General features: G+C 61.8%; 24 protein-coding genes and 4 pseudogenes. 15 read left to right on the forward strand and 13 right to left on the reverse strand.

Annotation, left to right across the window (positions count from 1 at the left end):
- Positions 1-223 precede the first annotated feature (223 nt).
- The 5 genes from RA167_RS07590 to uvrB form a co-directional block, all read right to left on the reverse strand.
- Entirely contained in the window at positions 224-1,639 is a 1,416-nt protein-coding gene (locus tag RA167_RS07590; RefSeq protein WP_076785087.1) for a 4Fe-4S binding protein, read from the reverse strand.
- A complete protein-coding gene (locus RA167_RS07595; RefSeq protein ID WP_076785088.1) occupies positions 1,636-2,481 on the reverse strand; it encodes an FTR1 family iron permease in 846 nt (281 codons plus the stop codon). Before RA167_RS07595 ends, RA167_RS07590 begins: the two co-directional genes overlap by 4 nt.
- 31 nt (positions 2,482-2,512) lie before the next feature.
- Entirely contained in the window at positions 2,513-2,857 is a 345-nt protein-coding gene (locus RA167_RS07600; protein ID WP_076785089.1) for a cupredoxin domain-containing protein, read from the reverse strand.
- Positions 2,858-2,860: 3 nt separating this feature from the next.
- On the reverse strand, positions 2,861-3,421 hold the full coding sequence (locus RA167_RS07605; RefSeq protein WP_076787242.1) for an iron transporter: 561 nt from the start codon (positions 3,419-3,421) through the stop codon (positions 2,861-2,863).
- A gap of 281 nt (positions 3,422-3,702) precedes the next feature.
- The gene (gene uvrB / locus RA167_RS07610) at positions 3,703-5,793 is read right to left on the reverse strand and encodes an excinuclease ABC subunit UvrB (protein ID WP_076785091.1); all 2,091 of its coding nucleotides are present in this window, start codon (positions 5,791-5,793) and stop codon (positions 3,703-3,705) included.
- Positions 5,794-6,171: 378 nt separating this feature from the next.
- Here uvrB and RA167_RS07615 point away from each other — a divergent pair, with 378 nt between their 5' ends.
- The gene (locus RA167_RS07615) at positions 6,172-7,371 is read left to right on the forward strand and encodes an amino acid aminotransferase (protein ID WP_076787244.1); all 1,200 of its coding nucleotides are present in this window, start codon (positions 6,172-6,174) and stop codon (positions 7,369-7,371) included.
- A 141-nt stretch (positions 7,372-7,512) separates the two neighbouring features.
- Here RA167_RS07615 and RA167_RS07620 read toward each other — a convergent pair whose 3' ends face one another.
- Positions 7,513-8,310: a 3-hydroxybutyrate dehydrogenase gene (locus RA167_RS07620; protein ID WP_076785092.1), complete on the reverse strand. Its 798-nt coding sequence runs from the start codon at positions 8,308-8,310 to the stop codon at positions 7,513-7,515.
- A gap of 154 nt (positions 8,311-8,464) precedes the next feature.
- On the opposite strand from RA167_RS07620, the pseudogene RA167_RS07625 reads away from it, so the two are divergent.
- A pseudogene (locus RA167_RS07625) lies at positions 8,465-8,632 on the forward strand (aldo/keto reductase); the annotation flags it as partial.
- Between the two features lie 93 nt (positions 8,633-8,725).
- A complete protein-coding gene (locus RA167_RS07630; RefSeq protein WP_076785093.1) occupies positions 8,726-9,571 on the forward strand; it encodes a 23S rRNA (adenine(2030)-N(6))-methyltransferase RlmJ in 846 nt (281 codons plus the stop codon).
- 460 nt (positions 9,572-10,031) lie between these two features.
- Here the strand turns inward: RA167_RS07630 and RA167_RS07635 are convergent, their stop codons facing one another.
- Both RA167_RS07635 and cueR read right to left on the reverse strand, forming a co-directional pair.
- A complete protein-coding gene (locus tag RA167_RS07635) occupies positions 10,032-10,181 on the reverse strand; it encodes a DUF3563 family protein (protein WP_076785094.1) in 150 nt (49 codons plus the stop codon).
- A 575-nt stretch (positions 10,182-10,756) separates the two neighbouring features.
- Positions 10,757-11,146 (reverse strand): annotated as a pseudogene (cueR, locus tag RA167_RS07640) (Cu(I)-responsive transcriptional regulator); the annotation flags it as partial.
- 121 nt (positions 11,147-11,267) lie between these two features.
- Here cueR and RA167_RS07645 point away from each other — a divergent pair.
- From RA167_RS07645 to RA167_RS07660, 4 genes and pseudogenes are all read left to right on the forward strand, one after another.
- Complete coding sequence (locus tag RA167_RS07645) at positions 11,268-11,462, forward strand: heavy-metal-associated domain-containing protein (RefSeq protein WP_076785095.1); 195 nt, start codon at positions 11,268-11,270, stop codon at positions 11,460-11,462.
- Positions 11,463-11,573: 111 nt separating this feature from the next.
- A pseudogene (gene tnpA / locus RA167_RS07650) lies at positions 11,574-11,821 on the forward strand (IS200/IS605 family transposase); the annotation flags it as partial.
- Positions 11,822-12,112: 291 nt separating this feature from the next.
- A complete protein-coding gene (locus RA167_RS07655; protein WP_076785096.1) occupies positions 12,113-13,369 on the forward strand; it encodes an MFS transporter in 1,257 nt (418 codons plus the stop codon).
- Positions 13,370-13,517: 148 nt separating this feature from the next.
- Positions 13,518-14,213, forward strand: coding sequence for a phosphatase PAP2 family protein (locus RA167_RS07660; protein ID WP_076785097.1), 696 nt, complete (start codon positions 13,518-13,520; stop codon positions 14,211-14,213).
- Here RA167_RS07660 and RA167_RS07665 read toward each other — a convergent pair.
- Positions 14,208-14,552 carry a CHAD domain-containing protein gene (locus tag RA167_RS07665; RefSeq protein WP_076785098.1) on the reverse strand — a complete coding sequence of 115 codons (345 nt, stop codon included), beginning with the start codon at positions 14,550-14,552 and terminating at the stop codon, positions 14,208-14,210. The two genes, RA167_RS07660 and RA167_RS07665, sit on opposite strands and share 6 nt — an antisense overlap.
- Before the next feature lie 227 nt (positions 14,553-14,779).
- Here RA167_RS07665 and RA167_RS07670 point away from each other — a divergent pair, with 227 nt between their 5' ends.
- The 4 genes from RA167_RS07670 (at position 14,780) to RA167_RS07685 (ending at position 17,825) form a co-directional block, all read left to right on the forward strand.
- Positions 14,780-15,232 (forward strand): HU family DNA-binding protein, encoded by a 453-nt coding sequence (locus RA167_RS07670; RefSeq protein ID WP_076785099.1) that lies wholly within the window; start codon positions 14,780-14,782, stop codon positions 15,230-15,232.
- Positions 15,233-15,494: 262 nt separating this feature from the next.
- Positions 15,495-16,289, forward strand: a complete 795-nt coding sequence (locus tag RA167_RS07675; protein WP_076785100.1) for an SDR family NAD(P)-dependent oxidoreductase — start codon at positions 15,495-15,497, stop codon at positions 16,287-16,289.
- 331 nt (positions 16,290-16,620) lie between these two features.
- Positions 16,621-17,058: an MbcA/ParS/Xre antitoxin family protein gene (locus RA167_RS07680; protein WP_076785101.1), complete on the forward strand. Its 438-nt coding sequence runs from the start codon at positions 16,621-16,623 to the stop codon at positions 17,056-17,058.
- Between the two features lie 71 nt (positions 17,059-17,129).
- Positions 17,130-17,825: an RES family NAD+ phosphorylase gene (locus RA167_RS07685; RefSeq protein WP_076787246.1), complete on the forward strand. Its 696-nt coding sequence runs from the start codon at positions 17,130-17,132 to the stop codon at positions 17,823-17,825.
- On the opposite strand, the gene RA167_RS07690 is transcribed toward RA167_RS07685, so the two are convergent.
- Positions 17,822-18,568, reverse strand: a complete 747-nt coding sequence (locus RA167_RS07690) for a metallophosphoesterase (RefSeq protein ID WP_076785102.1) — start codon at positions 18,566-18,568, stop codon at positions 17,822-17,824. The genes RA167_RS07685 and RA167_RS07690 overlap by 4 nt on opposite strands.
- 133 nt (positions 18,569-18,701) lie before the next feature.
- Between RA167_RS07690 and RA167_RS07695 the strand changes: the two are divergent.
- A pseudogene (locus tag RA167_RS07695) lies at positions 18,702-18,926 on the forward strand (hypothetical protein); the annotation flags it as partial.
- A 103-nt stretch (positions 18,927-19,029) separates the two neighbouring features.
- Here the strand turns inward: RA167_RS07695 and RA167_RS07700 are convergent.
- On the reverse strand, positions 19,030-19,812 hold the full coding sequence (locus RA167_RS07700) for a sensor histidine kinase (protein WP_083705960.1): 783 nt from the start codon (positions 19,810-19,812) through the stop codon (positions 19,030-19,032).
- Positions 19,813-20,040: 228 nt separating this feature from the next.
- Between RA167_RS07700 and RA167_RS07705 the strand changes: the two genes are divergently transcribed.
- Complete coding sequence (locus tag RA167_RS07705) at positions 20,041-20,382, forward strand: FKBP-type peptidyl-prolyl cis-trans isomerase (RefSeq protein ID WP_076785104.1); 342 nt, start codon at positions 20,041-20,043, stop codon at positions 20,380-20,382.
- A gap of 383 nt (positions 20,383-20,765) precedes the next feature.
- Here RA167_RS07705 and RA167_RS07710 read toward each other — a convergent pair whose 3' ends face one another.
- Positions 20,766-21,851, reverse strand: coding sequence for a chitosanase (locus RA167_RS07710; RefSeq protein ID WP_237574252.1), 1,086 nt, complete (start codon positions 21,849-21,851; stop codon positions 20,766-20,768).
- Between the two features lie 385 nt (positions 21,852-22,236).
- On the reverse strand, positions 22,237-22,689 hold the full coding sequence (locus tag RA167_RS07715; RefSeq protein ID WP_076785106.1) for a MarR family winged helix-turn-helix transcriptional regulator: 453 nt from the start codon (positions 22,687-22,689) through the stop codon (positions 22,237-22,239).
- Positions 22,690-22,965: 276 nt separating this feature from the next.
- On the opposite strand from RA167_RS07715, the gene RA167_RS07720 reads away from it, so the two are divergent.
- Both RA167_RS07720 and RA167_RS07725 read left to right on the forward strand, forming a co-directional pair.
- Positions 22,966-23,460, forward strand: coding sequence for a ketopantoate reductase C-terminal domain-containing protein (locus RA167_RS07720; RefSeq protein ID WP_237574251.1), 495 nt, complete (start codon positions 22,966-22,968; stop codon positions 23,458-23,460).
- Positions 23,461-23,633: 173 nt separating this feature from the next.
- Complete coding sequence (locus RA167_RS07725) at positions 23,634-24,419, forward strand: ABC transporter substrate-binding protein (RefSeq protein ID WP_076787250.1); 786 nt, start codon at positions 23,634-23,636, stop codon at positions 24,417-24,419.
- Positions 24,420-24,460 lie beyond the last annotated feature (41 nt).

Genomic DNA, 24,460 nt, shown 5'->3' on the forward strand with positions numbered 1-24,460 from the left:
GGGGGCAACCTTGCCGTAGGGCAGGCCGTGCCACAGGCAGACGTTGCCGCAACAGCGGACTTTGCCACATGTCGGAACTTGCCACATGCTGTAATTTGTCACAGGTCGAAACTTGTCACAGATCCAACCCTGTCACAGGTCGGACCTCGCCAGGCCTCTGCGCCAGCCGGATTTCGTTATCCATTTGGACTTCAGCGCGATTCAGGTCTTGCGAGGCCCGTGCTCAGGCCCAGCCCCAGAACATCAGCCACCATGCGCTGTCGACAACCGCCAACGCCGCGACAAAGCACAGTAGTGCACCTACGCCCCGTGCGACACCGGCGCTGCTGCCGTGTACGTGCTTGACGACGATTTTCACCGCGAGATACAAGCTTGCCGTGTTGGCCATCGCCAGCAACGCGAGCCGCACGTCTGGCACCCAGCCAAGCGGCAAATGCTCGGCGCGCAGCAGCGACACGGTGGTGGCCGACAAACCAAGGAACACGCCCATGCCGGCCAGCGGGATCAATGCCTGCACAAAGTGATGCAGCCGCGACGTACGCCACCGGCCGAGTAGTAGGTTGCCAGTCGCGATGCACGCCAGCAGCGCCGTGCCATACAACAAGCCCGTGGTAACGATATAGCCGATCACCAGGCCGCCGTCGAGCCACGAGAACGCATCATTCTGCTCCGGATAGTGCGTGAAAATGAACCATGGCGCGTTGGTCTGCAGTGGCCACATGATGTCGTGGTCAATCAGCCACGCGGCCAGCGATTGCTTAATCGAGACAAACAGCGGGCTGACGGTCCAGTGGAACGCGCCGATCGCGATGCCGAGCAGCCCGTACAGAATCAACGCGGTGTCCCACCGGTTCGCCCCCTCCTCGCCCAGCTCAACGACTTCCTGCGCCGGCGAGCGCCATGTCAGCTCAATCGCATCGCGATGGCCGCTGCAACGACCACACATATGGCAGGCCGACGCGCCCTTCATGTTTCGCAACGGCACGAGCGGCGCGCAGTTCACCGGGATCACACGGTGCCCATGCTCGCCCTGCGTGTATGAACGGCGCCACGCCTGCTCATCCACCCGATAGCGCAGCGGGGCGAGCCGCGCCAGCAGCGCAAATACGCCATTAACCGGACACAGGTATTTGCACCACACCCGTTTTTCCCGGCCGTACAGCAGGCCAATCACGATGGCAGCAACGGTCGATCCCCCGAGCACCAGCAGCACCGCCTTCGGATACTGGTACACGCTGACCATTTGCCCATAGATCGTCGTGAGTCCGAACGCGACGAACGGCCACCCGCCCCAGCGTATCCAGCGCGGAATCGGACGGCCCAGCCCATGCTTGCTCGCGAACTCGGACAATGTGCCTTCCGGGCACAGCACGCCGCACCATACACGCCCGAGCATCACCATCGACAGCAGCACGAACGGCCACCAGATGCCCCAGAATACGAACTGCGCGAATACCGTAAGGTTCGACCAGATATGCGAGGTATCGTCCGGCAGCGGCATGAAAGCCGGCACCAGGATCAACAGCGCATAAATGAGCACGACAACCCACTGCACGTTGCGGATCACCGTGTGATGGCGCTGCATCCAGTGCCCAGCCTCGGCCAACCAGCCGGAGCGTGGAGCAAGCATCACACTCATGCGGGCTTCCTCTGCGCGCCCGAGGATTGGCGCTGCCGGGTCCGGCGCAGCAATACCCAGACCACCAGCCAGAACAATGCATACGCAATGACGTTAGCCAGTGCCGGATGGGCCCGATAGCCGGTCAGCGTCGCCACTAGCGAGCCGACTGTACTCGAGTCGTCCAGGATGTGCGACGTGTCCCACACCATATCGATGCCGGTCGGCACGATTTCCTTGTCGATCAGCTTGTCGATACCCGCCTCGAATAGCCCCGCGCCGAGGAATAACAGCATGACCTCGGTGACGCGGAAAAACGCGCGCCACGAGAATATCCGGCCACCCAGTTGCAGCAGATAAAACGTGAGCAACGCGAGCGCTAGACCGATCAGCACGGCCAGCCATTGCATCACATCGACGTGGCCCGACCGGCCGAAGCCCAGCCCATACAGGAAGATCACCGTTTCACTGCCTTCGCGCGCGATCGCTAGTGCCGCGAGTACGGCGACACCCCACCAGTTTGCATTACGCCGGCTCTCGGCCAACGACATTTCCATGTCGCGCTTGAGCGTGCGGCCATGCCGCTTCATCCACAGCACCATCTGCACGATCAGCACGCACGCGACCAGCACCATCGCCGTCTGAAAATAATCCTGCGCATCACCGGACAGCACTTCGGTAAAGCCGACTAGCGCGGCACCCAGACCGACTGCCGCCAGCAATCCCGCACCGACGCCAAGCCACAGCCACGGCAACCCCTTACGCGCGTCGGCATCGCCATTAGTCAACCAGGCATGCAAGATGCCGACCACGAGCAGCGCCTCGACGCTCTCCCGCCATACGATGAACAGAATTTGACCCATTACATCTTCCTTCGCGCGGCTGCACGGCCCATCACTTTGCCACTATCACGCCTTGCGCGCTCTGATGAAAATCATCGAAGAACTTGTACTCACCCGGCGACAGCGGCGCGATCACGACAAACGACTGGGCGCCCGGCGCCAGCACCTTCTCCTTGCGCAGTTGCACACTCTCGAACTCGACAGCGCCCTTGCCAGTGTTGTAAATCTCGATCTTGATGCGCTGGCCGGCCGGCACTTCGATGCGCGCCGGATTGAGCTTGCCGTCCGCCATCTCGAGCCGGAACGTGGGCAGGTCCGCAGCGCGGGCGACGCCGCCGAACGCGGCGCTCCACGCAAGCAGCCACGCCGCAACCTGTAATTTGAGCGTGCGCTTCATCGATTAGTAACCACCCTTTTTGCCGATGCCGGCGAACGGGAAGTCATAGTTCAACTCGAACGGCTTGAACCACGGACCGACGCCGGTTTCCTTGTCAACGTGGCGGCCGAACGCCATATGCCCGGTCTGCGCGGGCGGCGCGATGAACAGCTTCAGGTGGTACTTGCCCGGTCCCGCGAGCTTTACATTGTCGCCGTAGTGCGGGCCATCGCTCGCTACCATCGCCATCAGATCACCCTTTTGCACATAGTTCGAGCCGGGCTTGGTCAATTCGTAGCGCACCTGCAAGTACGGCATCCAATCGCCTTCGGCAAAGCCGGTCGGGTTGTTCTTGACCGCATGGATGTCCGCCTCCAGATGGATGTCCGAGTCGGACGCCTTGCGCATCATGCCTTCCGGGTCCATCGTGATCGGTTGCAGATACACCGCACCGACTTCCATCCCGCCCTGGATCTGCGGTTTGCCAATCGGATACTCGGCTGCCGACGCTACGCTTGCGGCGCCCATTGCCAGTGCAAATGACACCACCGCGGTGGCGGTACGAACTAGACGAAAAACTGCCATCGACATTCCTCGTTGTAATGTGTGTGAAAACTGGAATAAGAACAATTCTCAATACACTACCAGTGTAGCACTGATCCGTGCGTTACCCCAAGCGGCAATGTGCGCCGCACCGGCACATCTCGTCACCGCGTCGTCACGCGGGCTCGCGCTCCGGGCACTCCGGGCACTCCGGGCACTCCGGGCACTCCGGGCACTCCGGGCACTCCGGGCACTCCCGGGCACTCCGGGCACTCCGGGCACTCCCGGGCGCCCCGCGCCCCACGCGGCGTCGCGGCCGCGGTCTAGCGCAGGTCCGGCACGTGGTCGCCGACGCTCGCGCCGAACGCGCGCTGCTTGAGCCGCGCCAATTGGTCGCGGGTCTGCGCCGCCTTCTCGAACTCGAGGTTCTTTGCGTAGTCCAGCATCTGCTTTTCGAGCTTTTTGATTTCCTTCGCAAGCTGCTTGTCCGACATATCCTCGATTTTCGCGCGCTCCTGCTGTGCGCGAAGTTCAGCACGCGCGTCGTCCACGTCGTAGACGCCGTCGATGATGTCCTTAATCCGCTTGACGACGCCACGCGGCACGATGCCGTTGCGCTCGTTGTATTGGATCTGCTTACGACGACGCCGCTCGGTCTCGTCGATCGCGCGTCGCATCGAGTCGGTGATCGTGTCGCCATACAGGATCGCGCAGCCGTTGACGTTGCGCGCAGCCCGCCCGATCGTCTGGATCAGCGAGCGCTCGGCGCGCAGGAACCCCTCCTTGTCCGCGTCCAGAATCGCCACGAGCGACACTTCCGGGATGTCAAGCCCTTCGCGCAGCAAATTGATGCCGACCAACACATCAAAGGTGCCCAGACGCAGGTCGCGGATGATCTCCACCCGCTCAACCGTATCGATGTCGCTATGCAGGTAGCGTACCTTCACACCGTGGTCGGCAAGAAACTCGGTCAGTTGCTCGGCCATGCGTTTGGTTAGCACGGTGACCAGCACCCGATCGCCAGCCACCACGCGCTGGTTGATTTCCGACAGCACGTCATCGACTTGCGAGCTAGCGGGACGGACCTCGATCTGCGGATCAACCAGCCCGGTGGGACGTACCACCTGCTCGACGACCTGGCCCGCGTTGCGCTGCTCGTAGGCAGCCGGCGTCGCCGACACGAACACCGCCTGGCGCATCTTGCGCTCGAATTCGTGAAACTTCAGCGGGCGGTTGTCCAGTGCGGACGGCAGCCGGAACCCGTACTCGACCAGGTTTTCTTTGCGCGATCGGTCCCCGTTGTACATAGCGTTGAGCTGGCCGATCAGCACATGCGACTCATCCAAGAACATCAGCGAGTCAGCCGGCAGATAGTCGCACAGCGTTGGCGGGGGCTCGCCAGGCGCGGCGTCCGAGAAATGCCGCGAGTAGTTCTCGATGCCCTTGCAGAAACCGAGTTCCTGAAGCATCTCGAGATCGAACCGGGTGCGCTGCTCAAGCCGCTGCGCCTCGACAAGCTTGCCCTCCTGGTGGAAAAACGCGAGCCGCTCGCGCAACTCCTCCTTGATCGTCTCAACCGCTCGCAACACCGTGTCGCGGGGCGTCACGTAATGTGACGACGGGTAGACGGTGAAACGCGGGATACGTTGCCGCACCCGCCCGGTCAGCGGGTCGAACAAATGCAATGATTCGACTTCGTCGTCGAACAACTCGACGCGCAATGCCATTTCGGCATGCTCGGCTGGGAACACATCAATGGTGTCGCCCCGCACGCGGAATGTGCCACGCTGGAAATCGACATCATTGCGCATGTACTGCATGGCAATTAGCCGGGCGATGATATCGCGCTGGCCGATGCGGTCACCGTCGCGCAGCGTGAGGATCATCTGATGGTATTCCGACGGATTGCCGATCCCGTAGATCGCCGAGACCGTCGCGACGATCACGACATCACGCCGCTCCAACAGACTCTTGGTGGCCGACAGCCGCATCTGCTCGATGTGCTCATTGACCGCCGAGTCCTTTTCGATGAACAGGTCGCGTTGCGGTACGTACGCTTCGGGCTGGTAGTAGTCGTAATACGACACGAAATATTCGATCGCGTTGCGCGGAAAAAACTCACGGAACTCAGAATACAGCTGTGCGGCCAGCGTCTTATTCGGGGCGAATACAATCGCCGGGCGGCCGAGTCGCGCGATCACGTTGGCCATCGTGAACGTTTTGCCCGAGCCGGTCGCGCCGAGCAGCGTTTGGAACGCGAGGCCGTCCTGGATACCCTCGACCAGCTGGCGGATGGCCTCCGGCTGGTCACCTGCCGGTGGAAACGGCTGATACAGCTGGTAGGGCGATCCATCGAAGACAACGAATTTGCTCTCGTCGAGCACGTTATCGTTCTCGGTGTGCGATGCGGACATGGGTCATTCCTTCCGGCCGGGACAAGCAAACGTACATTCTAGCGTTTTGGCACGACACGAGGCCGAGCGGGGTCTCGGTGAATAGCGTTTTGGCACGACATGAGGCCGAGTCTCGGTGAAATCGCCACGCCCGGCCGCGCACCGGCACCCATTCGAGTCCCAGCACGGGCACCGTGACCGGGAAGGCAGCGCAACCATACACAGGCGCAAGCCATGCGTCGGAGCAGATCAATGGGGCATAGTTCTCTGCTGCCCGCCGACGCGGAACAATGCGGCCGGCATTGGTTACAATGCTGGAATGGGTGGTTGCATGGCGTCGATTCCAAACATGCCATGGCCGCCGTTCGCCGTCTTTTCGAACTCACTGCCGATACGATCATGTCTCTTTTCTCCGTCGTCGAACTCGCGCCGCGCGACCCGATCCTGGGCTTGAACGAAGCTTTCAATGCCGATATCCGTCCGACAAAGGTCAACCTGGGCGTGGGCGTCTACACGAACGAGGAAGGCAAGATTCCGCTGCTGCACGCGGTACGCGAGGCTGAACGAGCCCGGCTGGAGCAAGCGTTGCCGCGCGGCTACCTGCCGATCGATGGGATCGCCGCATACGATACAGCAGTACAAAAACTGTTGTTGGGTAACAACTCGCCGCTGATCGCTGAGGGCCGCGTCGTTACCGCGCAGGCGCTTGGCGGAACCGGTGCGCTGAAAATCGGCGCGGATTTCCTCAAGCGCATCGAGCCGAACGCGAAGGTGGCGATCAGTGACCCGAGCTGGGAAAATCATCGCGCACTGTTTGAAAGCGCCGGCTTCGAAGTTGTGGCATATCCTTACTACGACCCGGCGACCCACGGTGTGAAGTTCGACGCGCTGCTTGCCGCGCTGAACAGCTATCCAGCCGGCACGATCGTGGTGCTGCACGCCTGCTGCCACAACCCGACAGGCGTCGATCTGGACAAGGCGCAGTGGCGGCAAATCGTCGATGTGGTCAAGGCTCGCGAACTGGTGCCGTTCCTGGATATGGCCTACCAGGGCTTCGCGCAAGGCATCGACGAAGATAGCGCGGCGGTACGCCTGTTCGCGTCGGCGGGTATCGACGTATTCGTCTCCTCGTCATTCTCCAAGTCATTCTCGCTGTACGGCGAACGGGTCGGTGCGCTGACGATCATCACGCATGGCGATGAGGAAAGCGCGCGCGTGCTGTCGCAATTGAAACGTGTGATTCGCACCAACTATTCGAATCCGCCGACACATGGCGGCGCGATCGTGGCGGCGGTGCTCGGCAATCCCGAATGGCGCGCGCTCTGGGAACAGGAGCTTGGTCAAATGCGCGAGCGCATCCGCGCGATGCGCGGCGGCCTGGTACAAAAGCTTAAGGACGCCGGCGTGCAACGCGATTTCGAATTCGTCAACCGGCAACGCGGCATGTTCTCGTATTCGGGGCTCAACGCCGCGCAAGTCGAGCGTCTGCGCGAAGAGTTCGGTATCTATGCGGTCAGCACTGGACGGATCTGTGTGGCCGCGCTCAATACGCGCAACCTTGACGTGGTGGCCGACGCCATCGCGCAAGTATTGAAGTGACCTGGGCGAGCGATGGCGCGACGCCCGCCGTGCCATCGCACCGAGCGCACCGCCGCCCGCAACACCAATGCCACCGTCTCGTACGGCGGCGGTGGCGCAAGCAGGGGCCCATCGCTCGGATGGGTCGGGGTTCATGGCAGGCTACTTCATCGACCAACCGTGCGAGACGAGAAACGACTGGCCAGTGAGTGCTGCACTCGGATACGCGGCCAGAAATAGCGCCAGTTGCGCGACGTCGTCAGCGGTAGTGAACTCGCCGTCCACGGTGGCACCAAGCATCACGCGCTTAACCACCTCTTCCTCGCTGATGCCCAGTTCCTTGGCCTGCTCCGGAATCTGCTTGTCCACCAGCGGCGTGCGCACGAATCCTGGACAGATCACGTGCGAGCGCACGTGATGCGCGGCCCCTTCCTTCGCGAGCACACGCGCCAAGCCAAGCAGTGCGTGCTTGGCGGCCACATACGCCGATTTCAGCGGCGACGCCTCGTGTGAATGCACTGAGCCCATATAGATCACGACGCCCCCGCGATCGCCAGCGTACATGTATTTGAGCGCCGCCTTGGTGGTCAGAAACGCACCATCGACGTGAATCGCCTGCATCTTCTTCCAGTCCGAGTACGCATAGCTTTCGATCGGATTGACAATCTGGATGCCGGCATTGGACACCAGAATGTCCATCGAGCCGAACGCCTCGGCAACCTGGTCGATGCCGGCATTGACCGCATCCTCGTCCGTCACGTCCATCGCAACGCCGAGCGCCCGGCCGCCTTGCTCGGCGATCTCCCGTGCGACCGCCTGCGCACCTTCGAGGTTCAGATCGGCGATGCCGACCGCGGCGCCGGCTTGCGCGTAGACGCGGGCAATCTCGCGGCCGATCCCGCTTGCCGCACCGGTGACGATGGCTGTCTTGCCGCTCAGATTCGTATTCAAAGTCGACATCGATTTTTCTCCTAGCCAGTGGGTAACGTTAACGTGACGCGTCATCGCGACCGGCGACCGATGCCCAGGCCCAGTCTGACACCGCGCGGCGAACGAATTGCGCTATTGTGCCTGGAACCGGGGCTCGTGCTGCAATGCGATAGCCGTCAGGCTCGCGCGCGACGCCGGTGTGAACTTTTTCGATAACGCCGAGGTGTACGCGGGCGGCCACTCCGAGCAAATTATGGGTGGGGCACTGCGTGCGCTTCGCTGGCCGCGTGCCAGCTATATCGTATCGACGAAATTCTTCTGGGGCATTGAGCACATTGTGGGCACCGCGCACCAGTGACAGCGCCGCGCTCGCATCCCGGCAATGCAATGCGCCCGGTTCACAGGCGTAGAATAGCGAGCTTTCCGCGCCCGCCCACCCAGCATCATGCTCAGTTACCGTCACGCCTTTCACGCCGGCAATCATGCCGACGTACTCAAGCATTGCGTCGTCGTGCACCTTCTGCGCTATCTTGCTCAGAAGGACAAGGCGTTCTGGTATATCGACACGCACGCGGGCGCCGGTGCGTACGCGCTGCACGAAGGTTACGCGCAGAAGCGACTCGAATTCGAAACAGGTATTGCGCGGCTGTGGAAACGCACCGATCTACCGGCGCCGCTGGCCGATTACGTGGATGCCGTACGTGCATTGAATCCGGATAACGAACTGCGTTTCTACCCCGGCTCCCCCTATCTCGCTTGGCAGACGCTGCGCGAGCAGGACCGAATGCGGCTGTTCGAGATGCATACGACAGAGATCGACGTGCTGCGCAGCAATTTTCGCGATGCCGGGCGGCGCGCGATCATCGCCGGCGGCGACGGCTTCGAGGCAATCAAGGCATTGCTGCCGCCTCCGCCGCGGCGTGCCCTGACACTGATCGATCCTTCCTACGAGGACAAGCGCGACTATGCGCGCACACTGGGTTGCGTCCAAGAGTGCCTGAAGCGCTTTGCGACGGGCGTCTATGCGATCTGGTACCCGCAAGTCACACGGCCCGAAGCGCAGCGCTTTCCCGCTCAACTCAAGCGCTTGCGGCAAGACCGTTGGCTGCATGTAGCACTGAGCGTCGGCACGGTGCCCAAAGACGGTCTGGGGCTGTACGGCAGCGGCATGTTCGTGCTCAATCCGCCGTATACACTGACTGCGGCGCTGCACGAAACCTTGCCCTGGCTCGTCGACGCACTGGGCGTCGACCGGCAAGCCCGCTTTGTACTGGAGGTAGGCAGCGACTGAAAACGGGAGACTAACGCGGCGCGGTGCGGCAAACCACACTGCATTGCGGCACCGGCATAATTAATATGAAGTTGTCCCAGGCCAATGGGACATCGTTTCGCTTGAATGCGGACGGCAACGCGGTCTCCCGTCACCGCAGCGCACGAGAACCCGGCGGTTGACGGCTTCGTCAGTTTCGGCAAACCGGACGCCATCAACGGCCCCATTCGGGAGAGACGAGACGGCAGCAGATGAACGCCGCCGGTCGCGCGCGGCGGCGGAATGTCGCATTGCGCGCCGTTCGACGGCAAGTCGGACAGGGAAGGATTCGTCGGCGACGAGCTTGGGTCGCGTAGAATATCAGGGCCGCGGTATGTGGTCTGTACCGGCTTCGGTGCAGGTGTCCCTACCCGTTTCACCGCCAAGTATCAAGCCAATCCTAACCCGACTCGGTCGGCTCCCCCTACCGCGCAGCGTAGGATTAGAATGAGCGGTAACCGTTGTGTTCCAGCGCGCGAATGCGCCGCTCGAGTTCGAAAATATCAGCCGACTGCGCCAAATAAGCCTCGCGACGGCGACGTTCGGCGTTCTCGAACCAGTTCGATAAGGCCATCATCAGATAGGTCAGCATCACAATTCTCCAGGGAGCCGGGGGACGTCCCGCCGGAATGACGTCAGGGATTTCCCTTAATCGGGTTAACCCGAGTATAGAAATCCGCCTCTAAAAAGTCCAGCGAATTGCACGAATAATGGGCATGCCCGTTTGGGATGCCCATTCAGTGTGAACCGCCGGATCCGTCCGCCCTGCCACGCACTACGGTGAAAAAGCGCGTTGCACGGCCCATCGTCAGCCTGATAAATGCACACTTTTGGTGCGCCTATCCGGTGGCCCGCTGCGCGCCGCGCTCGGCTCCGGCGCGCCATGTGGCACGGTCCTGCGACTATCCGTTGGACTCGAGCGACCCGTCCGGCATCGTCACCACGCCTATTCCGGGGCATGCAGTGGAGCGGCGCGGCCACGCTGATCGACTCGCCGTACAAAGCGCTGGCAACAGGTGTTCAGCCTCGCGAACGCGAACTTCTGCTTTGGGGTAATGCTGCTGCGTCAGTGAGCGCGGCCTCAACACGTTGTCCGCGTGCCGCACGACGGCTGCGGGCCACGCCTGCCTCGGGCAGTAGCGATGCATAATGCGTACATGGGCCACTGTCGGCCAACGCCAGATGTTCGATGATCGGGCAATCCGGCCGCGCATCGCCATGGCAATGCGCAGCCAGGTGCGCTAGTGTGTCACGCATCGCCGACAGCTCCGCGATGCGCTGCTCGAGTTCGGCGACGTGACCTAGCGCGATTGACTTGACCTGTGCGCTGGCTCGCTCGCGATCGTCCCACAACGCCAGCAATCGCCGGATATCGACGACCGAAAAACCCAGCCGCCTCGCATGGCGCACGAACCGCAGCGCGTGAACCTCCTTGTCGCCATACACGCGATAGCCGGCATCGGTGCGGCTGCGCGGCATCACGAGCCCAATGCTCTCATAGTAGCGGATCATCTTTGCGCTGACGCCTGACGCGCGCGCGGCCTGGCCTATGTTCATGATTGTCGATGCACCGCGTGCGATTCAATACAGTAAAAATGCTACACCTTGCCACAATGGGAAGGTGTACGCTGATGTGGATTAATTTGATCAATTTGCGCTTTATTGACAGGAGCCCCTCATGATCGAATTCAATGTATCCGGCATGAACTGCCAGCATTGTGTCAAAGCAGTTACCGAGTCGCTCCACGCGCGCGATGTGCATGCCCGAGTCGATGTCCACCTCGAACGAGGCCACGTGACGGTCGACAGTACCCAACCCCGCGCCGCGCTGAAAGCGGCGATCGAGGATGCCGGCTATACCGTGAATGAATAAGCGAGGCAGAATGAGTCAGCTCGTTGTGCCGCGCGGCGGCGCTAAAGCGGCCATCATCGGCGCATCCGGTCTGCTTGCCGGGCGCTTGCCGCCGAATTCGCAGGCCAGCCGGAGTGGAACGGCGAGGATGCCCACGTTCACCTTCTGGTGAACTACCCACCGAAGGTCGCGCTGTCCGCGCTGGTGAACAGCCTGAAAGGTGTATCGAGCCGTTTGGTGCGAAAGAAAAGCGCTCCGAGCATTCGGCGCAAGCCGTGGGGCGGTGCGCGATGGTCCCCATCCTACTTCGCCGGTAGTTGGGTGGTGCGCCCATCGAATTCGTCCGTCAGTACATCGAACAGCAGCGAACGCCGCACTAGCGCCATAGAAGGATGCTGCCGGCATCCGCGCTATCCTTCCCCGCCATGAATGGCGAGGGTTGTCGCGCAACTGATCAACTCGCTTGTTCGCGTCAACTCGGCCTGACGTAAGCGAGCCGGCGGCTTTTTCGGTCACGGTGCTCGCAGCGCCGATACGCTCGGCTAGCTTGACAGATTCTCGACGATAATTGTCCTGACAGCGCGTTTAAGCCAAATTAAACTCAACGTCGCACCATGATGGTACGCCCGCATCGGCTACCTCAGCCCTCGACCCACAGACGAGAAAAATCGATGTCCACGCTCGACAAGCAGACCGCGGCCACCGCTGGGACTTCCGGCGGCGCCACACTCAGCGCCGCCGCCACGCGGACCAACGCAATCGTGTTCCCGGTGCTCGGTGCAATCAGCGTCTCGCACCTACTCAACGACATGATTCAGTCATTGATCTTGGCAATTTATCCGATGCTCAAAGCCAACTTCCAATTGAGCTTTGGCCAGATCGGGCTGATCACGCTGACCTACCAGGTCACTGCCTCGCTGCTGCAGCCGCTCGTGGGCCTGTACACCGACAAGCACCCGAAACCGTTCTCGCTGCCTATCGGCATGGGTTTCACATTGTGTGGATTGCTCCTGATGTCCGTGGCCAGCACTTTCCCGATACTGTTGCTGGCCGCATCGCTAGTCGGTTGCGGCTCGTCGGTGTTCCATCCCGAATCCTCGCGTGTCGCGCGCATGGCCTCTGGCGGCCGTCACGGACTCGCACAGTCGCTGTTTCAGGTTGGCGGCAACTTCGGCACATCGCTCGGACCGTTGCTGGCCGCTTGGATCGTGATCCCGCACGGGCAGCCGAGCATCGCCTGGTTCTCGCTCGCGGCGCTGGTCGGCATCGTGATCCTGTTCAATGTCGGACGCTGGTACCGTAGCCATCCGTCTACAAAGAAGCCCCGCTCCAGCACGGCCCGCGTGGCGTTGGCACGATCGCGCATCGCAACCGCCATCGGTGTGCTGATGCTGTTAATATTCTCGAAATACTTCTACTTGGCCAGCATCAATAGTTACCTTACCTTTTACCTGATCGACAAATTCCACCTGTCGGTGCAATCGGCACAGGTTCATTTGTTCATCTTCCTCGCGTCAGTCGCCGCCGGCACGGTGATCGGCGGGCCCATCGGTGACCGGATCGGTCGCAAGTATGTCATATGGGCATCGATTCTCGGCGTCGCCCCCTTCACATTGGCGCTGCCGTACGCCAACCTGTTCTGGTCCAGCGTGCTGCTGGTCATCATCGGCGTGGTGATCGCGTCGGCCTTCTCCGCGATCCTCGTGTATGCGCAGGAGCTGGTCCCCGGCAAGGTAGGCATGATCGCCGGCCTGTTCTTCGGCTTTGCGTTCGGCATGGGTGGCGTGGGTGCCGCCGTGCTCGGCTGGCTGGCCGATATCACCAGCGTGCGGTTCGTCTACCATGTGTGTGCATTCCTGCCGTTGATCGGCATCGTCACCATCCTGCTGCCGAACCTGGAACGCCCGCGCGCAGGTCAGTCGACATGATTCGCGCTTGCCGCGGCCACCATACCGCTGTTGCGCGAACGCTGTCGGCGCCCGGCCGAATGTCGCGGCCAAGGCACGCCATGCACGCGGTTATACTTGTGCCATACCGCAACCCGTCCCTTGTCGATTTCGCGTCATTGTCCCCACCATGCCAGACCTTGCGCCGACCACCTGGGCCCTCATTACCGCGTTCGGCGGAGCAGGCGCCATGCTGCCTGTTGCCGCGGCCATCGCGCTGTGGCTCGCCGTAAGCCATACCTGGCGCAGCGCGCTTGCGTGGTCCAGCTTTCTCGCTGCTGGTATCGCGCTCGTGCTGGTTACCAAGGTGGCCTTCCTCGGCTGGGGCATTGGCATACGCTCACTGGATTTCACTGGCATTAGCGGCCATTCGATGCTGGCGAGCGCGGTACTGCCGGCCGCAGCGTTCCTGAGCACGCGCGGCGCACCGGTCATGCTGCGACTGGCAGTGCTAGCCGCGGGACTCATCGCGGGTGCCGCGATCGGCGTATCGCGGGTCGCGCTAGATGCACATTCGGTGTCCGAAGTGGTTGCCGGCTGCGCACTTGGCGCAGCTGTGTCGCTGGGCTGGATCGCATGGGCAGCGACGCGCGAGCCCAACCCGGCCGCACGTGTATCGCGCTGGGTCGTAGCCGCGAGCCTGCTCGGGCTCGCCGTATCACTGCACAGCTATCATGCACCGACTCACCGGTGGGTCACACGGATTGCCCTGTACCTGTCCGGCCACGAGCGACCATTCGTGCGAGTACGCTGGAAAGCCTACCGGCCGCCGATACTGAGCCAGGCGCTCGACGTGCAGCCGATCGACAGGCGGCCGCGCTCATAGCAATGCTTTCGCACCGCGAGCCGCCTTAGCCGGCTTCGGCCATTCCAATGGGGACAATTGCGGGTCCGGGGCAGCATTGATCGACTGTCTCGCCGCCGCATAGTCGCGGATGAACCCGCGTTGCATGTCACCGAGCAGCAGCCGTGCAGCCAGCTGCAACGCGATCACCGCGTCATTGCCGGCGCCGAGCGCGCTCTGAATGGCGGAGGCCACGCTCAGCTGGCGCCATTGCGCGGCGCGCGGACATCGGTGCAACAATCCAAGCGCGTACCGGAACCGCTTGACTCGGATACGCTGTACATGCCGCTCGCGGACGGACTGACACGCCGCCGGGACCATCCCCTCTTGGATGGATGAAGGAATATCCCGATGCTAAGCGTTCAGCATGCGGGTACACATGCCTCATCGCTGCATGCGCGCCGAGCCAAAAGACGTCAACGATGTTGCACTTAAGAGAACGTAGCTAGCGATAAGCGCATCAGCCAACGTAGAATAAGCCACTCGTCGGATGAACGTGTAACGCTCGGCTCCGGCGAGGGTTCTCAACTACTGGGCATTTCAATACGATGGCCACGAAAAAACCAACGACGAAAACCTCTGCAAAACCTGTAGCGAAAAAAGCCGCTGCGACCAAGGCCCCTACTAAGAAGGCCCTTGCAAAGAAAGCCCCGGCGAAAAAGGCGGCTGTCGCCAACGGCGTCGCTGCACCGATCAAGGAGACTTTCACGAAGGCCAGCCTCAGCGCCCATATCGCCGAACGCGCACAAGTCGAGCCCAAAGCCGCCAAGGCCGTGCTCGCCGCGCTGGAGCAGACGGTCCTCGGCGCCGTGCACAAGAAGGGGGTGGGCGAATTCACGCTGCCCGGTCTACTGAAAATCACGGTGCAAGCCGTGCCGGCCAAGAAGCGCCGTTTCGGCAAGGATCCGTTTACCGGCGAGGAACGCTGGTTCGATGCAAAGCCGGCCACGGTTCGCATCAAGGCACGCGCGCTGAAGAAGCTCAAGGACGCTGCAGCGTAAGCACGCAACGCACATGCCGCGCCCGTCGTGCGGCGCGTACATAGAGCGGGTGCCGCAACCGGGGAATGTGCCCCGAGTTGCGGCATTTTTTTGTGGCGTGACACCCCACCGGATTCTCATGCCGGCGACGCATACGCTACGATTGAACGCATAACGACACGCACGGTATCGTGCCGGTCAGCGCGCCAAGCCGGCCGGGCAAACTTCCGCTACGATGCCCCCTGACGACCTCCTTTCACTTTCAACAAGGGGAGCATTCGCGATGAAAATCGATCTGTCAGGAAAAACCGCCGCCGTCAGCGGCTCGACCGCTGGCATTGGACTCGCGATCGCAACAGGATTGGCCGCAGCCGGCGCGCTCACGATCGTCAACGGCCGCAAGCAGGATTGCGTGGACAACGCATTGCGCACGATCCGCGCGGCCGTGCCGGAAGCCGCGCTGCGCGGCTTCGCCGCGGATCTGTCGCATGCGCACGGTTGCGATGCGTTCAGCGCCGCGTTCCCCGACGTCGACATCCTAGTGAACAACCTCGGCGTGTTCGGGTCCGGTGACATCTTCTCAACGCCCGACGAGGATTGGCACCGCTATTTCGAAGCGAACGTCATGTCTGGCGTGCGGCTGACACGCAGCTACTTGAAAGGCATGATGGAGCGCCGCTGGGGACGCGTGGTGTTCATCTCATCGAAATCGGCGCTCAACATCCCACCAGACATGCTTGCGTACGGCTTATCCAAGACCGCGCAGTTGTCGATCGCGCGCGGCATCGCGAAATACGCAGCCGGCAGCGGCGTCACGGTCAATGCCGTACTACCGGGGCCCACGCTGTCGGCGGGCTTTCGTGCAATGGTCGAACAACCGGCGCTTGAACAAGGTAAAAGCGTCGAGCAAGTCGCTGACGAATTCGTCATGGCCCATCGCGGCAGCTCGATCCTGCGTCGTGCAGCCACGCCCGAGGAAGTCGCAAACATGGTCGTGTACGTGTGCTCGCTACAAGCCAGCGCCACAACCGGTGCCGCATTGCGTGTGGACGGTGGTGTGGTCGATACGATCGCATAATCGCGACCGGCGCGCGGTACAGCGGCCGCAACGCATGTTAATGGCCGCGCGCCCCGTTTGCCGCCACGATGACCGGCACGCGCACTCACCCGCTCGAAGACCGCCTGTCGCGACGCTGTGCACGGCAGCCAACGCACCACGCGGTGTGCACGCCCACGCGACCCCGTCTCGCGCTTTCGTTAATCGCAGTGTGGGTGGCAGATCACTTGCTGTTCGCACGCCAAAACCGAGCGCGGAGCGCTAAAGAAGCGAATTAGCCGTTTGGCCGACTTGTAAAAATCTTTATCTGGACTATATTAGATTCATAGTTCATATATAGATAGGGTACCCGATGAGCCGTCCGATCCGAATCGCTGAAGGCGCCGCCGCACCGATACCGCCTGCCCGTCAGCCAACACTGGCCGAAATGTCCGCCGCTGGACTGCGCGCATTCTTCAATATTGCCCACGACTGGCAACTGTCGGTTGATGAACAACTCGTGCTGCTAGGCTCCCCGGGGCGTTCGACGTTCTTCAAGTGGAAAGCCGCGCCCGATGCGGCACGACTGTCACGCGATACACTCGAGCGACTCTCGCATTTGCTCGGCATTTACAAGGCGCTGCAGATCCTGCTACCGCAGCCGGATGCCGCCGACGGCTGGGTGAAGCGACCCAACAGTGCACCACCGTTCAACGGCAAACGCGCGCTGGACCGGATGCTAGCAGGCAATCTCAGCGACCTGGTCGCCGTGCGGCAATATCTTGACGCGATGCGCGGAGGTTGGGCTTGAACGACAAGCACAGCACTGCCCAGCCTTCCGGCAACATCCAAGACAGGGCCCGCGAGCCGTCACTTGCGGCACTGCGCGACCCGGGCTGCTGGCCCATCGCCAGGGTCCAATGGCAGCCTGCCTACCGTGTCGTGCCGACACGCTTGCCGGCGATCAACCTATTCGATCGCGTCGCATCGGCCAGCGACTTCGACACGCTGTACGCGCTCGAGGCGATCACCAACGATCGCCTGCGCACCGAAGTCGGCGAAATCGACTTGGTGCCGCCCGAAGAGCGCCGCTTCGGTCCAGGCTACGGTCCAATCATGGCGGCGCTCACCCATCTGAATCCCGCTGGCAGTCGCTTCTCGCCGGGTACATTCGGCGTGTTCTATTGCGCACGCGACGCACGGACCGCGATCGCCGAAACCCGCTATCACACCGCGTTGTTCCTGTCTGCGACGCATGAGCCGCCGATGCGTCAGCCCATGCGGCTCTACACCGTTATCGCGCAAGGCAGCGTGCTGGATCTGCGTGACCAACGAGATGCCCTCGCGCCGACCATCCTGCATCCACACGATTACACGTTCGGCCAGGCGCTCGGTACAGCCGCTCGCCATGCAGGCCACGCGGGCATCGCATATCCCTCCGTGCGCGACCCGCATGGCGAGTGCCTGGCGGCGTTCCGGACCACGCTGCTACGGCAATGCCACCATGCCGCCTACCTGGAATACAACTGGAACGGCAACCGCATCGACGTCGTGTTCGAATTGACCCAGGTCGGCTAACCGTGCGTTGGCCAGTCCAACGACGCGGCGCCACGCCGCAGCGCCTCGCGAGTCGAGATCGCATGGATGCGGCCGCTATGCACGTCCACTATCGACAGTGCACCATGCGGCGAGAACGCGCCCGTATCGACGAACGTCTGCGCGCCGACCGTGCGGACCTCGGGCACCGGCGTATGCCCGCAGTAAGTATGCGACAGTCCCCGCTGCACGCGTGGGTCGCCTGCGCCCGCGATCAACTGCCGTCCCCACAGCAAGTGCGCGCGCGTGCGCTCGTCGAATTGCGCGGCATCCAGCGTGAGGTCGTCGCCAAAGAATTCGGCATGCAGCACGTTGAAGCGCCGCGCACCGGTGCCTACGACACGCGCCAGTGGCAAGCGCCTAACGCGCGCCGCGTAGTGGCTCAGCATCCCGGCCGGCAGGGCGCGCGCCCACGCACCGCCTATCGAGTCCCAGGCTGTCTGTGGCAACACGCCGTCGGCCACGTCGCACATCACCTCTTCGTGATTGCCCTTGACCGCGAAGAACCATGGCATCTCCAACAACGCAAGCGCCTCGACGGGATGATCGCCGCGATCGACCAGGTCTCCGACCGAAAACAGACGGTCGTGCGCCGCATGGAACCTCACTTGCGCTAGCAAATAGCGCAGCGCATCAGTGCAGCCGTGCAGGTCACCGACGACGAAATCGCGTCCTGTGTCATTCCACGGATGGCACGCGACAAAACGGTAAGCAGCATCGTTCATGATGTCGATGATAGCCCCGTCGCACCGTCTCCGTATGCGCCTCGTGTAACGTATCGGACGCCGGACAGCCCGGCTGCACGGCATCGCGCGCCGCCTCAACTGTTGGAACGACATCGCGATGAGTCGAAGACCGCTGAACACCGCCACCCACGACCACAAGCGCGGCGAGGACGTGCGCGCCAGGCTGGCCGTGCTGTCCGAGTTAACCGACGGATGGCTGGCCGCGTGGCGCAGTTGGTCCAAGCTCAATACGTCGCAGCGTCGCGCCGTTGCCAGCGGACAAGCCGACGGCTGGACGCCGGGTGCCGCGGCCGAAGCGATGCTGTACCAGACGCTGGTCGGCTGCTGGCCGACGCGCACCGCAGCGCGCAAGCCGGCGCCACGGCCAACGAGACGCGCACGCCGCACGCGCTATGATCACAGCGGGCCAGCGGTTGACAGGTCGGCGCCCGGCGGCTGGCTCATCCGCGCTCGGGCAACGTCAGCGCGATCGAGGTGAAACCATCGGTCCCGCTCGCCGCGCTCGATTTGCCGCCGTGCGCCAGCACGACGCGCTGCGTGACGGACAGCGCGAGCGGCATCCCGTCGGCGCCCTGCACCGGTGTCGTCCCGCGCAAGAATGGTTCGAACGCATGGGGCAAGTCCGGATTAGTCAGCGCATCAGACGGTTGGAACCGGATGACCGACCGCCATACACCGTCGTCAAAGACGTTTTCCATGCTAACCGTCCCACCAGGGCGCGACGCGTCCACGGCATACGCCAACGCCGCCCACAGCGCCTGCGCAATGCGCGCGCCGTCCGCTACAATCGAGATACGCGACGGCGGCCAGCACACTTCGATCGCCGTGGCACGTTCGCGCGCGAAAGTCGCATCCAGGCACTGCACAACGTGCGCGACGACACGTTCGACGTCGAGCATCGTCTTGTTTAGCGGCAGCGCCTTGCTTTGCTCGCGAGTAGCATCAATGACATCTTCGATGATGCGTACCTGCTGTTCCACGCCCGTGCGCAAGCCGGTCAATGCCCGTGCAATGGTGGGCTCGGCCTGCCCCAACTTGCTCTCCAGGACGTAGATCCAACTGTGAATGCCGTTGAGCGGACTGCGCAAGTCATGCGACACCGCCGACAACACGCGATCGCGCGCAAATAAAGCGGCAACGGTCTGCAGGTAGGCCGCGCGAGCGACCAACGCATCGTCGGGCTCACCGTCGAAGTTGCCCGATGCAGGAATAGAGCGACTCAATACAATTTCTCCGTTTGGCAAAGCACGGACCGGAACGCCAAGCCGTGACAGGTATTATAGGCATCGCGCCGGCGCTGTCACGATCCGCGCCGGCGAAGGATCCAGCTCGCGCTGCTGGGCAGGCTGAAGCCGAACCTCAGCAAAGCTCACCCTTCTAGCAAAGCTCGATCCCGCCGGTGCCCGGCCGTTTGCGCTACGATGTCGGTTTTTGACTCAAGGAATCTCGCCATGGCCACTGTAACGACTGTCTCCGGGCTGCAATACGATGATTTGATTGAAGGCACTGGCACGCAGGTTCAAGCAGGCCAGACGGTCAACGTGCACTATACCGGCTGGCTTACCGACGGACAGAAGTTCGATTCCAGCAAGGATCGCAACCAGCCGTTTTCGTTCGCGTTGGGCGCCGGCATGGTCATCCAAGGTTGGGACGAAGGCGTGCAGGGAATGCGTGTGGGCGGCGTGCGCCGGCTAACGATCCCGCCGCGATTGGGCTATGGCGCACGCGGCGCAGGCGGTGTCATCCCGCCGAATGCAACGCTCGTATTTGAGGTGGAATTGCTCAGCGTCTGAGCCCCCTGCGCTTCCGCCGGCTAAGCCGTCCCCTTGATAGTACATGCCATGGCCGCCGTCGCGCCGGCGTCCTCGTCCACCGTGTCGTAGCGCGCACGACATTGCGTGCGGCCAGATTGACATCGGCAATGCGGGCGACCAAGCTGACCGGGCGCAGGGCCGCCAGCGTCCTTTAGCTAAGCGGCCAGGCAGTCGCTGAACCGACGATAGACGTGTCGCACGTCGCCAGCGCAGTGCTCTACATGGCTGGCTTGCCGCTGGACGCGAACGTGCAGTTCATAACCGTGATGGCGATCGAGGTGCGATACATCGGCCGCGGCTGACAACCTGGCGGCCCAGGTGCCATCATCGACCGCGGCTCACGGCCCCTTGGCGCCCGACGGCTAGTGCAATTGCCAGTTCGTGACCTTGACGATCGCCGCGTCGGCATTCTTCAAGTTCATCTCGCCCTGGTCCATTAGCTTGCTCCATTGCTTGACCCGGTTCTTCCCGTTGGGCGACGTATTGTAGTCGTGCGTGTCGACGACCTTAGCCCGTTCGGCATAGAACCGCGTCATGAAGGTCTTCTCGTTCGGGCTATCGCCGGAGCGCGCGAGCAGCGCCTTCAGCGAGTCCCCGCCGCCGTCCGCCCCCTGGTTCAACGCCGTGTCGACGAACGAGCCGATCGTCAGCGCGCTGTTAAAGCCGCGCTGACGAGCCTGTTGCACACTGTATTGGATGTCCACGTTGTAGAATGTGCGCCACATCGCCTCGCGCCACGTCGGGTTGTTCTGTTGCGCACCCACCTTGCTGCAAAAGGTCTTACTGCTGTCCGAGATCTTCAAGATTGAGCCGGACATCTTGCCATGCGCGCCAATGCGGGCAAGTCCGCCTTCCGCAGACAGAATCTTGGCACCGCTGAGCGCATCGAACGTCTTGAACAGCTCGGGACCGTCAGGCCCGGTATCGTTCGAACCGCCCGTGGTCGCGCCAAAAATCCCGATCGTATAGCCACGATCATCGTGGATGTTCTGACAGTACCCATAGTACTTTGTCCATTGCAGCGAGTCCTGCTCCGGCTTGTTGATCAACTTCATGATGTTGTTCCACTGCTCGCCGTCCAAACCCGTGTTCTTCTTCAAGAACTGCAGGGTCGCAGGAGAGAAATTGGCGTCCGGATTACCGCTGGCCACGTTGGCAACCACGTTACAAGTTTGCCCGACACGCCACGGCTGGCCAGTATTGCCGTCGCCACTATTCAGGTCCGGCGCGTTGCCCTGCGTCCAATAGGCCGCAGTGTAGTTTCGCCCAGCGTAACTGACCACCTCACCGCCCTGGTAGATCGTCTTGGCGTCCCAAGGCGCGTCGCAAGGTTCGCTGTTCGGCTGCGCATCGTCGGCGCGTGCCACGCCGGAGACGGTCAACAGGCCAAGGCTCATCGCAACAGCCCAAGACATGCGTGTCAGCGTCTTCGAAATCGAATGGTTCAAGACAGACTCCATATTATTTATGCGTTGAAAATTGCAAGCGCGCCGGCGACGAATAGCCGATACCGTAAAGCAAAGCGGGACCCGCGGCGCGCCAGGGCCGAAGCGCGCGGCCACTTGCACGAACCAGGTCCGCCATTTTCGCGATCCCGTCCTCCACGACGGATACCGGCGCACGGGCAAGCCTAGGGGTAGCCCATCGGAGTCGCGACAAACCGATAATAGGCACACCTGTCTATCTAATCTACGTGAAAAAACCTTCAAATGGATCGAACAAACATTCCAATACTGAGGACGGCGTTTATGCGATCATCGCGGCAATCCATTCCAGCGGGAACGCGGCATTGGCTTCCCGGATATGTGCCGGCCCGGATGCCCACGCTACACGCTACGCTTGCAACACGCTCGCGAGAATCTTGTCCAGCGCCTGGGCTAGCGTCGCGCGTTCAGCCTCGGACAACACCGCGAGAATTGCATCGTTGCGTTTGCGGGAAATCAATGCGGCCTTGCGAAACAACGAGGCGCCTTTTGCCGTGAGCGCGATGCGCACGCCACGGCCGTCTTCCTCATCCGCTTCTTTGGTCAGCAAACCCTTCTTGCCCAGCACGTCAGTGGCGCGGCTCGCCTGGCTGCGATCCAGGTTCGACGCGCGTCCGAGATCCGATACCGACAACGGACCGAACGAGCCAACGCTGAGCAGCACGCGCGCCTCGGTCAGGGGCAACCCCAAGCGGGCAACGAATGCGTCGTCCATTGCCTTGTCGGTCAGCTTTTTGAGCCAATGCAGCCGGTAGGTGAAAAGCTGTTCGAACGGGCTCGGAGCAGGACGTCGGGTACGCATGGACGATCGGGACATTGACAATCTATGGTGAAACGAGCATCCAGCATACCATTGCTACCCCGACGCTCTGTTTAAGCCGCCTAATTAAAATTTTCGGCAATACCCTCTGCCAATCCGCTCCACCAATTTGCTCCATCAAATCCCTCTGCCAGCGCTCTGCGTTAGCTTCTCCATTAGTCCGCCCACCTATAATATGTGTGCGCACACATCATATTGGTTGCACGTACATCGATAAGCCGTTACGATAGTCACCGATGCCTGATCCGGCACTCCGGTGTGATCGTGCGCAACAAGGAGAATCTGCTGATCGCTCGGGCACCGCACGACACCGGCAACGCGGTCCAGCATGACATTGTCCGGCTGCTGCAAGACGCCCGTTTCGACGGGTCGCTCGCCTCTTCGATCCAACATGAGATTTGGGCGAAGCTGTGGGGCAACGTGACGATGAACCCAATCAGCGTGCTCACCAGTTCAACCGCCGACGTAATCTTGGACGATCCGCTCACAGCACGCCTGGTTGCCGAAGTGATGCGGGAAGCGCAAGCCATCGGTGCGAAGCTGGGGTTGGACATGGGCATGAGTGTCGAGCAACGCAATGCTCAGACGCGCCAACTCGGTGCATTCAAGACATCGATGTTGCAGGATGCCGAAGCCGGCAGGCCGATGGAAATCGATGGAATCATCAGTGCGCCAGATGAGCTTGCCCGGATGAACGGCCCAACGCACGACCTTTCAACGGTCAATATCCGACAAGCCGCCTGTCCCTATTAATAATACTTGAGCGCCGCCCTCTCGACGCGGCGTTTCTAGACTGCTACTCTGCGCGGCGCAGAAGCAGCACGCACGGCTCACCGGTTCGTGCATGATGCATCCGCCGAAACGTTCCTTTCACAGAAGGGATGCATGAGAATCCACAACCCACCAAGACTCAAAGGGAACTAAAAGTGAAAAAGCTATTTGCCGCTGTGTCTGTCGCGGTTGTCGCCTTCAGCGTATCCGCCAGCGCTTACGCCAAGGACTGGTCCACTATCCGCTTCGGCGTCGACGCGAGCTATCCGCCTTTCGAATCGAAGGCCGCGGACGGCAAACTGGTCGGCTTCGACATCGATCTAGGCAACGAGATCTGCCGTCGCTTACATGCCAAGTGCGTGTGGGTCGAAAACGATTTCGACGGCATGATTCCCGCACTCAGGGCGCGTAAGTTCGACGGCGTGCTGTCGTCAATGACGATGACGCCGCAGCGCGCCAAGCGGGTTGCGTTTTCGGCCAAGCTGTTCAACACGCCGACGCGACTGGTAGCCAAGGTCGGTTCGAGCATCCAGCCGACGCCGGAATCGCTCAAAGGTAAGCGCGTGGGCGTCGAACAAGGCACCATTCAAGAAACATATGCAAAGACGCACTGGGCGCCCAAGGGCGTCCAGGTCGTTCCTTACCAGGATCAGGATCAGGTCTATGCCGACTTGCTCGCCGGCCGCCTGGACGCGGCGCTGCAAGACACAGTCCAAGCCGACGTCGGCTTTCTGAAGACGCCGCGCGGCAAAGGATACGCATTCGTCGGCCCTGGCCTGCAAGACGAAAAAACCCTGGGTATCGGTGCGGGCATTGGCCTGCGCAAGGAAGACACCGACCTGAAGGTGAAAATCAATAAGGCCATCGCCGACATGCTCAACGATGGTACATACAAAAAGCTTGCGCAGAAGTACTTCGATTTCGATATATACGGGGGCTGAGCAACGCGGTGCGCGGCCACGTTGATGCGGGGGCACGCCCG

Source organism: Mycetohabitans endofungorum (assembly GCF_037477895.1).
Classification (GTDB): Bacteria; Pseudomonadota; Gammaproteobacteria; order Burkholderiales; family Burkholderiaceae; genus Mycetohabitans.